Here is a 16051-nt window from a genome sequence, read left to right as displayed (position 1 = left end):
AAAACAGAAAAGAAGCATATCGTATAAAGATAACGGATGAACGCAGGTGAATCCATGAACAGACTCTGGAGCGGTATGCTTCTTCTTGGCATTGCCTACGGTGCTTTTTGCGGAAAACTGCCGGAGGTGACAGACGGTGCGCTGCGCGCTTCAAAAGAGGCAGTTGTGCTGGCAATTTCTCTTCTGGGTGTGACGGGCCTTTGGAGCGGGCTGATGGAGATTGCAAGGAAAGCGGGAATGATCGACAGCCTGGTAAAAAAGATGGGACCGGTCATGCGCTTTTTGTTTCCAAAGGTACCATCGGATCACCCGGCCATCCAATCGGCTGCCACAAATATGATCTGTAATGTATTCGGTCTTGGCGCAGCGGCAACGCCGCCGGGCCTTCTTGCCATGGAACAGTTCGAAGAGCTGGAAGAGGAACGGCGGAAAAACAAAAATCCGGCCGCTGTTCCGAAAGGAACTGCAAACCGGGAAATGTGCACCTTTCTGATTTTAAATATTTCTTCCCTGCAGCTGATACCGGTCAACGTGATTGCATACCGCAGCCAGTATGGCAGCGTGCATCCAACGGCCATTGTCGGACCGGCACTGGCAGCGACGGCAGCAAGCACGGTAGCGGCTGTTTTATTCTGCAAATGTATGGAAAAATGCAAAAGCTGAGAATGCGGTCTGCCCAGGAATATTTATAAAAAAACAGTAAATTCGCCTTCTTAGGACTAGCCGCCGCGGCAACGGCTTGGTACAATAAAAGAAATGAGGGATATTGAATTTTACATAGGAGGAACACAAGAGCATGGCAGGATATGTGAGTCTTCAGGATGTAACCAAGACATACAAAATGGGTGAAGTTACCATCAAGGCCGCGGATGGAATCAGCTTTGATGTGGAAAAAGGCGAGTTTGTGATCGTTGTCGGTCCGAGCGGTGCGGGCAAGACGACCGTTCTGAATATCTTAGGAGGCATGGACACGGCGACTTCCGGAAAGGTGCTGGTGGACGGCGCGGAAATCAGCAAATACCGCGGTAAGAAACTGATCCAGTACCGGCGGGAGGATATTGGATTTGTCTTTCAGTTTTATAATCTGATGCAGAATCTGACGGCACTTGAAAACGTGGAGCTGGCGATGCAGATCTGCCGGCATCCGCTGGATGCGTCGGAGGTGCTTGCGGAGGTTGGGCTGGAAGAGCGAAAGAATAACTTCCCGGCGCAGCTTTCCGGCGGAGAACAGCAGCGTGTGGCGATTGCGCGTGCGCTGGCAAAGAATCCGAAGCTGCTGCTCTGCGATGAACCGACGGGAGCGCTCGATTACGTGACGGGAAAAGCGATCTTAAAACTGCTGCAGGATACCTGCCGGGAAAAGGGCATGACGGTCATTGTCATCACTCACAACTCGGCGCTGACACCGATGGCGGACCGCGTGATTAAAATCCGAAACGGAAAAGTGGCGGGCATGAAAACAAATGAGAACCCGACGCCGGTGGAAGAGATAGAATGGTAGGTGGACGATGAGAGCATTTCGAAAAGACTTTATCCGGGAAATCACAAAGAACAAGGGGCGGTTTCTGTCAGTCTTTTTCATCGTGCTTCTTGGCGCGGCGTTTTTCTCGGGCATCCGGTCGGCGGAAGGGGATATGAAGGTTTCGGCGGACCGGTATTATGATGAAGTAAATTATATGGATTTGAAAGTCCTTGGAACGCTGGGGCTGACAGACGATGATCTGGCGGATATCGCGAAGACGGATGGCGTGAAAGCGGTCTACGGCGGAAAAACGGTGGAAGTGCTGCATGACATCGGCGAGAGCGAGCAGGTTGTGAAGCTGATTGCGCTGACGGACGGTGTGAATGAGCCGCGCGTGGTCGAGGGACGGATGCCGGAGAAAGAGGATGAAATTCTTGTTGATACGCAGTTTCTGAAAAGTTCCGGCTGTGAGATCGGAGATCAGGTAACGTTCACTTCCGGAACGGAGGATCCGCTCTCAGATTCGCTGACCGGGGACACGTTTACGATTGTTGGTTCGGCGACACTCCCTTATTATATGGATCTGAACCGGGGAACGGGCTCGATTGGAAACGGAAGCATCAACAGTTTTGCACTGCTGCTTCCGGAGACATTTACATCGGATCTCTATACAGAGATTTACGTCCAGGCGGACGGCGCACAGGAAGAGGCGAGCTACAGCGATGCGTATGATGAGACGGTGAAGGCTGTACAGACGAAGATTGAAGCGCTCGAGGATGCGGCGTGCGACCGGCGGTATACGGCAGTCAAAACCGAAGGACAGGAAAAGATTGATGATGCAAAACAGCAGGTCGCTGATGCAGAGCAGAAATTAGCGGACGCAAAAACAGAGCTGGATGACGGTGCACAGCAGCTTGCCGACGCGAAAGTGACGATTGCGGACAAAGAGCAGGAACTTCTCGACGGCGAACAGACGTTAAAGGACAAAGAACAGGAGCTTCTTGACGGAAAGCAGACGATTGCTGAGAAAGAACAGGAACTCCTTGACGGAAAACAGACCATTGCAGACAAAGAGCAGGAACTTCTCAGTGCGAAAGCAACCATCGCCGATAAAGAGCAGGAACTGGCATCCGGCAAGGCAACGCTGAAAGATAAAGAGGCGGAACTTGCGAGCGGAAAAGCGACGCTGGAAGCAAAGGCGGCAGAGCTGGAAAGCGGAAAAGCGGAGCTGAATCAGAAAGCCGATGAACTTGCAAGTGGAAAAACCACACTTGAGGCAAAAGCGAAAGAACTTTCCGACGGAAAAGCACAGCTTGCAGAGAAAGAAACAGAACTGGCATCCGGCAAAAAAGAGTTAGAGGAAAAAATGACGCAGCTTTCGGCGGCAAAAACCGAACTGACTCGGAAGCAGACGGAGCTGAATACTGCAAAAGAGCAGCTTTCCGAAAAAGAAACGGAATTGAATATTGCAAAGGAGCAGCTTTCCGCTGCACGCGAGGAACTGGACAACAAGAAAGCAGAAACCGCTGCAGGACGCACACAGTATGAAGCGCAGAAGGCAGCGTATGAAGAACAGAAGAGTCAGTATGAGACAGCCAAGGATCAGTTAGCCCAGATTTCCAGTCAGCTTCCGATGGTGGAGGCTGCGCAGACAGAAGTGACTGGTCAGATCGAGGTGATTGAGGCTCAGCTTGACGGACTGACGGAGGAAGATGAAGCATATGTATCCCTGTTGGAACAGAAAACTGCGCTGGAAGCAAAGCAGACAGAGTTAGCACAGCAGCTTTTCACGATGCAGGAGCAGAAAACATTTCTGGAACAAAACATCGCAGCGTTTGAAGCAGCAAGCGCTGATGCGGAAGCCCGGCTTGCGGCTGCAGAAGCTCAGATTACCGACGCAGAAAGTCAGCTTGCCGCTGCAGATGCACAATTAACAGAAAAAGAGCAGGAATGCGCCGCAGGCGAGGCACAGATTGCTTCTGCAAAAGAAGAACTGGAAAGCGGCGAAGCTCAGATTACAGAGGCTCTTGCCCAGCTTCAGGATGGAGAAGCACAAGCAGAAGCTTATCAGAAACAGATTGAGGATGGCGAAGCCCAGCTTGCATCCGCCAAAGCAGCGATTGCCGACGGAGAAGCTCAGATTGAGACGAATCGCAGTAAATTAAAAGACGGAGAAACTCAGCTTGCGGCTGCCAGAGCCCAGCTTGCTGATGGGGAACAGCAGATTGCATCGTACCGACAGACGATTCAGTCGGGTGAGGCCCAGCTTGCCGCTGCAAAGCAGACAATTTCCAGTGGAGAAAGTCAGCTCGCCGACGCGAAACAGACGATCGCCGATGGCGAAACCCAGTTAGCAGAAGCAAAGCAGACGATCGCCGATGGAGAAAGTCAGCTCGCCGAAGCCAAGCAGACGATTGCCGACGGAGAAACCCAGCTTGCCGACGCGAAACAGGAAATCGCCGACGGAAAAATCTCCCTTGCGGATGCGAAACAGGAAATTGCCGATAAAGAAAAGGAACTTGAGGACGGCAAAGCCGAATATGAAAAAGCAAAAGCCGACGCCGAACCAGAAATCGCGGATGCGAAGCAGGAAATTGCGGACGGTGAGAAAACACTCGCAGACCTGAAAAAACCAACGTGGTACGTCTGGGGACGGAATAAGGTAACGTCAACTGAGAGCTTCGGTCAGGATGCCGGCCGTATCTCGAATATCGGAAAATTCTTCCCGGTTATCTTCTTCCTCGTGGCTGCTCTCGTCAGCCTGACGACGATGACACGAATGATCGAGGAACAGCGTCAGCAGATCGGAACGTTAAAAGCCCTCGGCTATTCCGACGGCGTGATCGCCTTTAAATATTTCGCATACGCGATGCTCTCCACCGTATCCGGCGCTCTCGCGGGCGTGGTGGTTGGAGAAAAAATCCTGCCCTGGGTTATTATGAATGCCTACGGCATGCTGTATACCGGACTTCCGTATTACATGACCCTGCTGAACTGGGAGCAGGGAGGCCTTGCGATTCTGGCGAGTGCAGCCTGCACCGGCGTGGCGACGATCGCGGCATGCTACAAAGAACTCGCCGCAGGTCCGGCAGAGCTGATGCGGCCGGAAGCACCGAAAAACGGCAAACGGATTTTCCTGGAACGCATCGGCGTACTCTGGAAACATCTGAACTTTACGCAGAAATCAACCGTGCGGAATCTGGTGCGGTATAAAAAACGATTCTTCATGACCGTTATCGGAATCGGCGGATGCATGGGTCTGATCCTCGTCGGTTTCGGCCTTCAGGATTCCATCACCGCGATTGCGAAAAACCAGTTCGTCAGCCTCTTCACCTATCAGGCGAATGCTGTGCTGAATTCAGATGTGGATGAATCCGAAAAAGAAGCATTGCAGACCGATCTGGAAAACTACAGCGGCATCGATGAGCTGCTGGAAATGTACTGCCAGAACATCGAACTGCAGACCGACAAAAAGACCGTGGATGCAGTGCTTGAAGTGCCGAAAGAACTGACGAATTTCAATGACTTCTATGCCTTCCGAGACCGGAAAAGCGGAGAAGTTTACGAATTCCCGACCGACGGCGGCGCAGCCATCAGCGAAAAGACAGCAACGATGCTCGGCGTAAAAGCAGGCGACACGGTTCAGCTGAAAAAAGGCGATGATATTGTGGACGTAAAGATTTCGATCATCGTCGAAAACTACGTGCGCCATTACCTGTATCTGGCCCCGGATCTCTACGAGGAGCTGTTCGGCGGAGCGCCGGACTACAACCAGCTTCTGATGAAATATCAGGACACGTCGGGCAATTATGAGACAGCACTCGGAGAAAAAATCATGACGTACGACGGTGTAGCGGCAATCTCGTTCACATCCGACCTGATTGATCAGATTGACAACATGCTTCGTTCCCTCGACATCGTCATCGTGGTGCTGATCGTATCGGCGGGCCTGTTGGCGTTTGTGGTGCTGTACAACCTGAACAACATCAACATCACCGAACGACAGAGAGAGCTGGCAACGCTGAAAGTGCTCGGCTTCTTCGACGGCGAGGTGGCATCGTACGTGTACCGGGAAAACATGGTGCTGACACTGTTCGGCGTTATCGCGGGCATGGGAATTGGAACGTTTTTACATCATTGCGTAATTCAGACCGTCGAGGTCGATATGATGATGTTCGGACGAAACGTGTTCCCGCGGAGCTACGGCTGGAGCGCCCTGATTACCATGGCGTTTGCCCTGTTCGTCAACTTTATGATGTTCTACCGGTTAAGAAAAATTGATATGATTGAATCGCTGAAAAGCGTGGAGTAAACAACAGAAAAAGGCCGTCCGCGGTGATGCAGAGAATCTGCAGAAACCGTGGGCGGTTTTTTCATTTTGAAAGTGAAATATGAGCCGGAATGCTTGTTTTTTCAGACATTTCGTTGTATAAAAAAGATAAGGGTTTTTATCAGAACAGGATCAAAAAACAAAGAGTAAAGGGGATTTTTACAAATGGGAACAACAGAAACGAAAAAAATGAGAGTCGGCGTTGTCGGCTGCGGAGCGATCAGTGATATTTATCTGACGAACATGATTCATAACTTTGAGAATCTTGAGGTAGCAGCATGCTGTGCAGGCCATCTTGAACATGCGAAAAAGAAAGCAGAGCAGTATGGCATCAAGGGCTGTACCTACGAGGAAATTCTGGCAGACCCGTCGATTGAAATGGTAGTCATTCTGACACCGGCACCGACCCACGAGGGGCTGATCCGTCAGGCACTGGAAGCCGGAAAACACGTTTACACTGAAAAAACAATGACCCTCGCACCGGAAACGGCAGCGAAACTGATCGAGCTGGCAGAGGAGAAACATCTCTATCTCGGTTCCGCACCGGACACCTTCCTTGGATCGGCACTGCAGACCGCAAGAAAAGCGATCGACGACGGGCTGATCGGCGAGGTGACATCTTTCGAAGCATGCGCAAACCGCGATCTTGATTTACTGGCGAGCATCTTCCGTTTTCTGCGGATGCCGGGCGGCGGTATCTGCTACGATTTCGGTGTTTATTATCTGACCGCCATCGTCAGCCTTTTCGGCCCGGTGGACCGTGTCGTTTCCTCCGTGCGCAACCTTGCGCCGAAGCGCGTCAATGTCGTCCCGGACAGCCCGGAATACGGCCAGGAATTTGACTACAGCAACGAGAGCCAGGTTTTCACGATTCTGGAAATGAAAAACGGTGTGACCGGTACATTCTGCGTCAATGGTGACAGCGTCATCAATGATCAGGCGGTATTCACCATTTACGGCAAAAAGGGTATCTTAAAGCTTGTTGATCCGAACAATTTCGGCGGCAATGTTGTCTATATTCCGGGTGTAAAAGACTGGACACAGCAGGCTGTTCCGGAAGTTTTACATTATGGCTTTGATTACAGCGAAAACAGCCGTGGTCTTGGCCCGTCTGAGATGGCAGAAGCAATTGCCGAGGGCAGACCAAACCGTGCGAGTGCCAAAATGGCATACCACGTACTCGATACGATCGATCAGATTATGAAGAGTGCGGAAACGGGTGCATTTGAGAAGGTTCCATCCACCTGCGAAAGACCGGAGGCCATGCCGAATTCATAGTCTATTTCTGATAGGATTGCAGGTACATCTGACGGAAGTCGGTAGGGCTTACATTTTTTGATTTCAAAAAGACTCTGTTAAACGTAGAAATACTGTTAAAACCGGATTCGAGCGACACTTCGGTGATCGTGAGATCCGGTTTTTTTAACAGGTTTTCGGCGATATGGAGCCGTTCCCTGGTGACGAAATCCGTGAAGGAGAGGCCGGTGTATGCGCGGAACAGCTTGGAAAAATGGCAGCGGGAGAATCCGGCGACTTTTGATGCTTCTTCCAGGGAAACCGGTTCGGTGCAGTGACTTGAGATCCAGGTACATGCAGCAACCATCTGGCGGTGTACCTGTGCGGAATGGCCTGTTTTTTGCGGTGCGGCAGTTTCGGTCGGCACGGAGAGATTTTCGCCGAGCAGAATAAAAAACTGATATAGCAGAACGCATCCGCGCAGTTCGGAAAAACTGATACCGGAGAGGGAGAGCCTGCGCAGCTCTGTCAGAAATCCGCGAAGCTTTTCGATTTCCGGGAAGTTGTTCTGATTCAGAAGACGGATCTGATAAAAAAGATAAGCAACAGACTGGAAATCCACGCGTTTTTCCAGAAAATCTGCATCGAGCTGAAGCATGATCAGGCGATGTTCTCTGTTGGTTGTGGAAACAGCGTGCAGCTCGCCGGGCCAGATAAAAAGAAGATCACCGGGCTTTAGCGGAAAGGTTTCTCCATTTACTTCATAGATAATGCCGTTATCCTGTGCAAGCACAATTTCGATATAGTGATGCCAGTGCAGACCGAAATAGGCGGGGACATGCGAAATAGAGATATCGTAAACATAGCTGTTAGCAAAATGATTGTTTTCGAAAAAAGAAGTCGAATCGTTTTTCATGGCAAAAGAATCCTCCGTATCTGATAAACGGTATTATACAACAGAAGAGAGAAAAAATATAGAAAAAATCGAAACATCTGGGCAATGATCGGCAATATATAAGTAGTGTTTTACGAGGATCTGTATTATGGTTAAGATATGAAAATTGTGAAGAACGGCAGAAATCGGAAAAAGAGTGATGTGATTTTGGCGAAAATTCACAATAAAAGTTTATGAAAAGTGAAGAAGTGAGAGGTAAGCGAAAAATGCAGATTTATGTAGATGGAAATGCTGTGCGAAGCGGAAATGGGCAGAAGGAATATCCATTTCAGACGATTTCCGAGGCGGCAAAAATTGCAATGCCCGGCGACGAGGTGCTTGTAGCGCCTGGCGTATATCGGGAATATGTAGATCCGGCGAATGCGGGATGTGAGGATGCAAGAATTGTGTACCGTTCTGTGGAACCGGGAAAAGCTGTGATTACCGGTGCGGAAATTGTGGATAACTGGGAGCATTTGGAAGGTGATGTGTGGACAGCGCGCGTTCCGAACGGATTGTTTGGGGATTACAATCCATATACGACACTGGTCAGCGGTGACTGGTTTATCGCATCCTACACGGCACACACCGGAGAAGTGTATCTGAATGGAAAATCTATGTATGAGGTGACAAGTCTGGATCAGGTGAAAAAGCCGGAGATCTATAAAAAATCCTGGGATCAGGCATTCACGGTTTACACCTGGTATGTGGAGCAGGACGAAGAGAAGAATGAGACCGTTTTCTATGTGAATTTCCAGGGGAAAAACCCGAATGAGGAAACGGTGGAAATTAATGTGCGCGAGAATTGCTTTTATCCATCGAAGGAGGGCATTGGTTATATCACGCTGTCCGGCTTTGTTGTAAAACAGGCGGCAACCCAGTGGGCTCCGCCGACGGCATATCAGGAAGGAATGGTCGGCCCGCACTGGTCAAAGGGATGGATCATCGAGGATTGTGAGATTTCAGATTCGAAGTGCTCGGGCATTTCACTTGGAAAATACAGACAGCCGAACAATGACAATAAATGGCTCAAATGGAAATTCAAAGATGGCACACAGACGGAGCGTGACTGTATCTGCCAGGCGCAGCGGGAGGGATGGACAAAGGAAAACATCGGAAGCCACATCATCCGCCGGTGCAACATCCATGACTGTGGACAGACGGGTATTGTAGGCCACTTAGGTGGTGTGTTCTCGATCATTGAGGATAACCACATTCACCATATCAATAATAAACAGAACCTTGCGGGTGCGGAGATCGGCGGCATCAAGATGCATGCAGCAATCGATGTGATCATTCGAAGAAACCATTTCCATCACTGTACGAGAGGCCTCTGGCTTGACTGGCAGGCACAGGGCACACGTGTTACGCAGAACCTGTTTCATGACAATACGCTGCCGAACGAGGAGAATGCAAATCCGGAGGGGATGGACGGCATCGGCGAGGATATCTTTATTGAAATTTCCCACGGACCGACGCTGGTGGACAATAACGTACTGCTTTCGGACCGCGCGATGAAGCTGGCAACGCAGGGTGTTGCGGTAGTACATAACCTGATCGCGGGATCGTTTACTGCTGTCGGCCGAGGTGTCAACAATGGCTCCGAAAAGCTGCCGTCGCCGCGCTACACACCGTACCATGTGCCGCATCGCACGGAGATCAACGGATTTATGACAGTTCTTCACGGTGACTGCCGGTTCTACAATAATATCTTCATCCAGAAGCCGGTTCGTGCGGGAATGGAAGAAATCCGTAAACTGACCGGAGATAATGAGTGGGATGACGGAAATCTGACAGCAGGAACCGCACCGTACAGCGGATATCCGACATTGGAGGAGTACGTGGCAAGATTTGAGGGCTACTGCGGAATGGGTTCCGGAAAGTCACCGGATCTGTATTACGAGAAGCTGCCGGTATGGCTTGGCGGCAACGTTTACTTCAATGGGGCGAAGCCGGCGGAGCAGGAACAGGACGCTGTAGTGGATACCGAGCATGAAATCACCATCGGTGTAAAAGAAGAGAACGGAAAATGGAAACTGGAGACCAATGTTTACGATTATCTGCCGCAGAATGCCTGTGCAGTGATCTCAACGGAGACGCTTGGCATGGCATTTGAGCCGGAACAGAAATATGAGAATCCGGATGGAACGCCGATCGTGTTCCGATATGACTACTTTGGAAACCGTCAGGGCATTCATCCGCTGCCGGGCCCGTTTGCATCAAAAGAGGCTGCGGAAGAAGCATTATCATAAAGAAATTCTATAGACCCGCAAAAAAATAGCGTAAAAAATTCAGCGCCGCAGAGAGTGAATGATTGCGTCACAGCCTTTTTGGCAGTGTTTTCGGGTTTTACTATAACAAAAAGGAGTATAGAGAAATGATTTACTATGTCAATAATTCCGCTCCGAAGAATGGAAACGGAACAAAAGAGATGCCGTTCAAGTTCATCAACGATGCGGCAAAAATTGCAAAGGCAGGAGATGAAGTTCTGGTTGCACCTGGTATCTACCATGAATATGTTGATCCGGTCAACGGAGGAACCGAGGATGCAAGAATCGTCTATAAGAGTGAGAAGCCGCTCGGCGCAAAGATCACCGGTGCGGAAACGATGAATGACTGGGAGCATTACAAAGATAATGTGTGGGTATGCCGTGTAGACAACGGAGTGTTTGGCAATTATAACCCATACACGACAATGGTCGGCGGTGACTGGTATTTTGCACCGGTGGTACGCCATACCGGCGCGGTTTATCTGAATGACCGCCAGTTATACGAGGCAGAGACGCTCGAGGAGTGTATCAAGGGCGAGGTTTATGCGCCGTCCTGGGAGCCGGAGTGGTCGGTTTACAAATGGTATACCGAGCAGGACAAAGAGAAAAATCAGACGGTCATCTACGCAAACTTCCAGGGTAAAAACCCGACGGAGGAAAAAGTAGAAATCAACGTGCGCCGGAACTGCTTTATGCCGTCGAAAACAGGCGTAAATTACATTACGTTCAGTGGATTTGATGTCAGCAAGGCAGCAACGACATGGGCGCCGCCGGCTGCTTATCAGGACGGTATGATCGGTCCGCACTGGTCGAAGGGATGGATTATTGAGGACTGTGAGGTCAGCAACAGCAAGTGCTGCGGTATTTCGCTCGGAAAATATTACGATCCGGAGAACGACCATTACTTTACCAGAAAACACGTAAAAAGCCCGACCCAGATGGAGCGTGATGCTGTGTGCCGCGGCCAGTATCACGGCTGGACGAAGGAGAACATCGGAAGCCATATCATCCGCCGCTGCCACATCCATCACTGTGAGCAGACCGGTATTGTCGGACGGATGGGCGGTGTGTTCAGTATCATTGAGGACAACCACATTCACAACATCAACAATATGCAGCAGCTTGGCGGAGCCGAGATTTCCGGTATCAAGATGCATGCAGCGATCGATGTTGTGATGAGAAGAAATCACATTCATCATTGTACGATGGGCATCTGGTGCGACTGGGAGGCACAGGGAACACGCCTGACCCAGAACCTGCTGCACGACAACTGCCCGCCGGAGGGAACACCAAAGGCAGAGGGTGCAATGATGAGTCAGGATATTTTCATCGAGGTTGGCCATGGTCCGACCCTGATCGATAACAATATTATGCTCTCACCGGTCAGCGTTCGTATGGCGACCGATGGTATTGCCTGCGTACACAATCTGATGCTTGGCTCATTAACTGCAGTTGGCGGCGGAACAGGAGACCGTTACACGCCGTATCACATCCGTCACCGTACCGAGGTTGCCGGATTCATGACATTCCTGCATGGCGATGACCGGTTCTACAACAACATCTTTATCCAGAATTACCCGGTTGAGGAAACAGAAACGGTTGAGGACATGGGCTTCAAGATGGAGGATAACCAGGAGGTCGGAACGCATGTGTTCGACGAGTATCCGACCTATGACGAGTGGATCAGCCACTTTGAGCTGGATAAACCGGCCGACATGAGCAAGCTGGAGCCGTATCACAACAAGTGCCATCTGCCGGTTTGGGTAAACGGAAACGCTTACTTTAACGGAGCAAAGGCGTGTGTGAATGAAAAAGAGAATCTTATGGATAACGAGAACCAGGTTAAGGTGGAACTTGTGGAAAAAGACGGCCACTATTCCATCAAGACGAACGTGTATGAGTTCCTGAAGGATTTCCGGACGGGAATTATCAACAGTGATATTTTAGGATACGCCTTCGAGCCGGAGCAGAGATTCGAAGATCCGGACGGAAGCACGATTATCTTCGATCAGGACTATCTCGGCGAGCACCGCGGCGTGGCAGCAATGCCGGGACCGTTTGCGGATGGAGCTGAGGCAGAGAAGATTCTGTGGTAGAAAAAATCAGAACTTACCGGTTGATATGAAAAAAACAGGGCGCTGTGCAGGAAATGGCACAGCGCCCTGTTTTGGTAAAAGGAAAGTCAGGATGCCTTTGCAGAATCTTTTGCCGTCGGCATTTTCTCGTATAAGATTTTCAGCATAATCGGTGTTGCAATACTCGAGAAGAGAATCAGCAGAATCACGGCACTGAAGAAATCGCCGGATAAAAAGCCTGCATTCAGACCCTTTTGCGCAACGATCAGACAGACTTCACCACGGGTCATCATACCGACACCGATTTTCAGGCTGTCGCCCCAGGTAAAGCCGCATCCCTTTGACATCAGGCCACAGCCGATAATTTTTGCGGCAAGGCCGACGATGACGAAACAGATGGCAAAGAGTACGAATTTCTCGTTCATGCCGCTGAGCGTTGTTTTGAGTCCGATACTTGCAAAGAAAATCGGTCCGAAAATCATATAGGAGCTGATATCCATTTTTTCTTCGATGTAATCGGAAGAATCGAGGGAACACAGGATAACGCCCGCAACGTATGCACCGGTAATATCGGCGATGCCGAAATATTTTTCGGAAATGTAGGACAGTCCGAAGCAGAGCGCAAGACCCAGAATCGGGAGACGGCGGGTGTGCGGAAATACGGAGTTCATGCGGTTGAACAGCTTAAAGCAGAGAAAACCGAGCACAATCGCAAGGGCAAAAAACAGAATGGTGGAGGCTGCTACTTTCAGCGGATTGGATGTCGGATCTTTAAAACCGATGACAACAGTCAGCACAATGATACCAATGACATCGTCGATGATGGCCGCATTTAAGATGGTTGTTCCAACCTCTGTTTTCAGCTTGCCGAGTTCTTTCAAGGCCTGTACGGTGATGCTGACCGATGTTGCAGTCAGAATAACACCGATAAAAACAGCGTGGTAAAATTCTTCCGTTCCGACAGCAGAGAAGCCATAAAAGCTCATGTATAAGATGGCTCCAAGAACGAGAGGAACAAAAACACCGGCACAGGCGATCAGCAGGGATTTCACTCCGGTGCGGAGCAGATCCTTCAGGCTGGTGCCAAGACCTGCGGAGAACATCAGCAAAATGACACCGATCTCCGCCATCTGTGCGAGAAAGTCAGATTGCTGAACGAGTCCCAGCACACTGGGTCCAAGGACAATACCGGCAATCAGCTCGCCCACAACCTGCGGAGCCTTGCATTTTCTGGCAAGAATACCAAACAATTTTGCGAATACGATAATGATTGCCAGGTCTTTTAAAATGACATACGTATCCATGAAAAAGATACCCCCTTTTATGAAGTTTATGTATGTGTCGGCAGCTTGAAAGAGCAATGCCGGAGTTTGATACGCATACATTTTCAGTATAACAAAAATTGAGAAAAAATACTATCGGCAAGAAAGAAAAAATAAAGTAAAACGGAAAAATGATGCAGGTGTATGGAACCGTTCTTTTGTAAAACAAAACTGGAAAAGAGGATTGTGAGGGTTATTGTCAGATTAAGAGGAGTGAACGGTAATGGAAAAAGAGATATAGAAAAGAGCATGTAGATATAGTATGATCAAAGCAGCAAATAAATTTTACATGGAGTTCAAAAAGCGGGATCAAAGAAAAAACGAAAGGGGAAATAAAAAATGAGAGTTGGGAACGTGAAAGAAATTGTATTTTCCAAAGATCCAAAACAGATGAACTGGCTGCGGGAGGATTTCCCATACGCCGAGGTGAAATGCCCGCCGGAGTTTTCGGCTGAGGTGCAGAATGAGAAAGACGGAGATGTGCTGACAACCAAGATTGTGGTTTCTTACAACGGTGCGCATCCGTATTTTACAAATGCCGGAAGTATTGGGGTTTCATTTCCGTTGCAGGACCGCTACACGGACAGTGTGACCTGCCGTGACTATCGATGCCATGCACATGTTTTCTGTGGGGAGAATACCAGTTATATTATGGCGCTCCGCATGGGTGGTGCGGCTCCGCATCTGGGAATGGTGCTCACAAAAGGCAGTCTTTCTGCTTACAGTATTGAGCGCGATCTGAAACTGCAGAGCAATGACAGAGGCTGCTTCTGGCTGCACCCGTCCGCACAGGAATTTGCGCCGGGAGACACGATGACGCTGGAGTGGAAAGTATTTCCGCATCAGGGACGCGAAGATTTCCGGGAGAAATTAAGAGCATTTTCCCAGGTGATTCTGGTGGATGCGGAGCAGTATGTGATTTATCCGGGAGAGACGAGTAAGGTAACCATTGAACCGGTATTTCAGGCAGAAAATGTAACGGTAAACGGAACATCGCTGGAAAAGACGGAAAATGGTGTTTATGAATATCTGTTTGAAAATGAAAAAACAGGGGAGTATGTACTTTCGATCTGTGCCGACGAGGTGAAAACCATCTGCCGTCTTCTCGTGCAGGAGCGGCCGGAAACACTGGCTGCAAAACGGTGTGCGTTTATTGTTGATCACCAGCAGTATCATGGAAAGATCAAAGAACTGCAGGGCGCATATCTGCCGTATGATAATGAAGAAAAAATTCTCGTCTGCACGCCGGAAAACGATTTCAATGCCGGACGGGAGCGTACCGGTATGGGTGTGCTGATTGCACGGGCACTGCAGCAGAATCTTTTAAAAGACCGGGAAAAAGCGGAACAGAGTCTTCGTGAGTACCATGCATTCTATCTTCGCGAGCTGGTAAATGCATCAACTGGACTTGTATGCAACTGCTCAGGAAAAGACAACAGCTATTTTCGGCTTTACAACTACCCATGGGCAGTGACATTCTTTCTTGAATGCTGGAAGCTGTGGGGAGAAAAAGAAGATCTGAAGACAGCAGTTCATATCACAGAGAAATTTTATGAACAGGATGGATTCCGTTTTTATCCGATTGAAATGCCGATTGTGATGCTCTGTCAAGAGCTGGAAAAAGTAGGAGAACAGGAGGATCTGAAAACAGTAAAAGATCTGTTCCGACGTCATGCCGACCAACTGATTGAGATCGGAACGGCTTATCCGGCTTCGGAGGTAAATTACGAGCAATCGATCGTACAGCCGGCGGCTGAAGTCATTCTTCAGGTTTATGAAGTGACCGGGGAAGAAAAATACCTGCGCGGAGCCGAGCAGCAGATCGCCGTCCTCGAACTCTTCGACGGCCAGCAGCCGGACTACCATCTGCATGAAATTGCAATCCGTCATTGGGACGGCTACTGGTTCGGAAAACGCAGAGTCTTCGGAGACACTTTCCCGCACTACTGGAGTGCAGAAAACGGTCGAACCTTCAAGCGCTACGCTCGCCTGACCGGAAACGAAGAATATAATATTCGCGGTGAGCATTCCCTGCGCGGCGTGCTGTCCATGTTCTTTGAGGATGGAACAGCGACCTGTGCGTACCTGTATCCGTATTCCGTCAACGGAAAGAAAACCGATTTTGCCGATCCGTATGCCAATGACCAGGATTGGGGATTGTGCATGAACCTGGAATAAAGAATGACCAGAACCTTCAAACTGAAATCATACAGAGTGATTCAGTTTGGAGGTTATTTGGATTTGCAGAAGATGGATTCCGGCATGGTGTAAGAATAATGATATGATTTTCCTCAATGATGATGTAATAAAACCAGAACCAGACAAAGGATTTGTGAAAATCAAAAGGGTATGGAAACAATCCATACTCTATTTTTTCTTGTCAAAGCGGATATTCGCAATCCGCTTCGCTACTTGCTTGATT

Annotated in this window: 9 protein-coding genes; 7 read left to right on the top strand and 2 right to left on the bottom strand. The window is 49.5% G+C overall.

The features are described from left to right. Positions 1-54: 54 nt before the first annotated feature. The 4 genes from DXD02_RS12920 (at position 55) to DXD02_RS12905 (ending at position 7070) form a co-directional block, all read left to right on the top strand. Positions 55-663, top strand: coding sequence for a nucleoside recognition domain-containing protein (locus DXD02_RS12920; protein ID WP_055267272.1), 609 nt, complete (start codon positions 55-57; stop codon positions 661-663). Between the two features lie 133 nt (positions 664-796). Next, positions 797-1501, top strand: coding sequence for an ABC transporter ATP-binding protein (locus DXD02_RS12915; protein WP_118666949.1), 705 nt, complete (start codon positions 797-799; stop codon positions 1499-1501). 7 nt (positions 1502-1508) lie between these two features. Next, positions 1509-5774 carry an FtsX-like permease family protein gene (locus tag DXD02_RS12910; protein ID WP_118666948.1) on the top strand — a complete coding sequence of 1422 codons (4266 nt, stop codon included), beginning with the start codon at positions 1509-1511 and terminating at the stop codon, positions 5772-5774. Between the two features lie 183 nt (positions 5775-5957). Next, positions 5958-7070 (top strand): Gfo/Idh/MocA family protein, encoded by a 1113-nt coding sequence (locus tag DXD02_RS12905; protein ID WP_118666947.1) that lies wholly within the window; start codon positions 5958-5960, stop codon positions 7068-7070. A gap of 1 nt (position 7071) precedes the next feature. Here the strand turns inward: DXD02_RS12905 and DXD02_RS12900 are convergent, their stop codons facing one another. After that, a complete protein-coding gene (locus DXD02_RS12900) occupies positions 7072-7944 on the bottom strand; it encodes an AraC family transcriptional regulator (RefSeq protein WP_118595224.1) in 873 nt (290 codons plus the stop codon). Between the two features lie 245 nt (positions 7945-8189). Between DXD02_RS12900 and DXD02_RS12895 the strand changes: the two genes are divergently transcribed. Together DXD02_RS12895 and DXD02_RS12890 are read left to right on the top strand one after the other, a co-directional pair. Beyond that, positions 8190-10214, top strand: a complete 2025-nt coding sequence (locus tag DXD02_RS12895) for a right-handed parallel beta-helix repeat-containing protein (RefSeq protein ID WP_118666946.1) — start codon at positions 8190-8192, stop codon at positions 10212-10214. 125 nt (positions 10215-10339) lie between these two features. After that, positions 10340-12328, top strand: a complete 1989-nt coding sequence (locus DXD02_RS12890; RefSeq protein ID WP_117762073.1) for a right-handed parallel beta-helix repeat-containing protein — start codon at positions 10340-10342, stop codon at positions 12326-12328. Positions 12329-12414: 86 nt separating this feature from the next. Here the strand turns inward: DXD02_RS12890 and DXD02_RS12885 are convergent, their stop codons facing one another. Further along, complete coding sequence (locus DXD02_RS12885; protein WP_022461245.1) at positions 12415-13611, bottom strand: cation:proton antiporter; 1197 nt, start codon at positions 13609-13611, stop codon at positions 12415-12417. A 357-nt stretch (positions 13612-13968) separates the two neighbouring features. Here DXD02_RS12885 and DXD02_RS12880 point away from each other — a divergent pair, with 357 nt between their 5' ends. After that, positions 13969-15807, top strand: a complete 1839-nt coding sequence (locus DXD02_RS12880) for a six-hairpin glycosidase (RefSeq protein WP_118666945.1) — start codon at positions 13969-13971, stop codon at positions 15805-15807. The last annotated feature ends 244 nt before the right edge of the window (positions 15808-16051 follow it).

This window comes from Blautia sp. TF10-30, assembly GCF_003481245.1.
In the GTDB taxonomy this organism is placed as follows: domain Bacteria; phylum Bacillota; class Clostridia; order Lachnospirales; family Lachnospiraceae; genus Fusicatenibacter; species Fusicatenibacter saccharivorans.
Note: the sequence above shows the minus strand (reverse complement) of the source record. Positions and strands in the feature narration are given on the sequence as shown.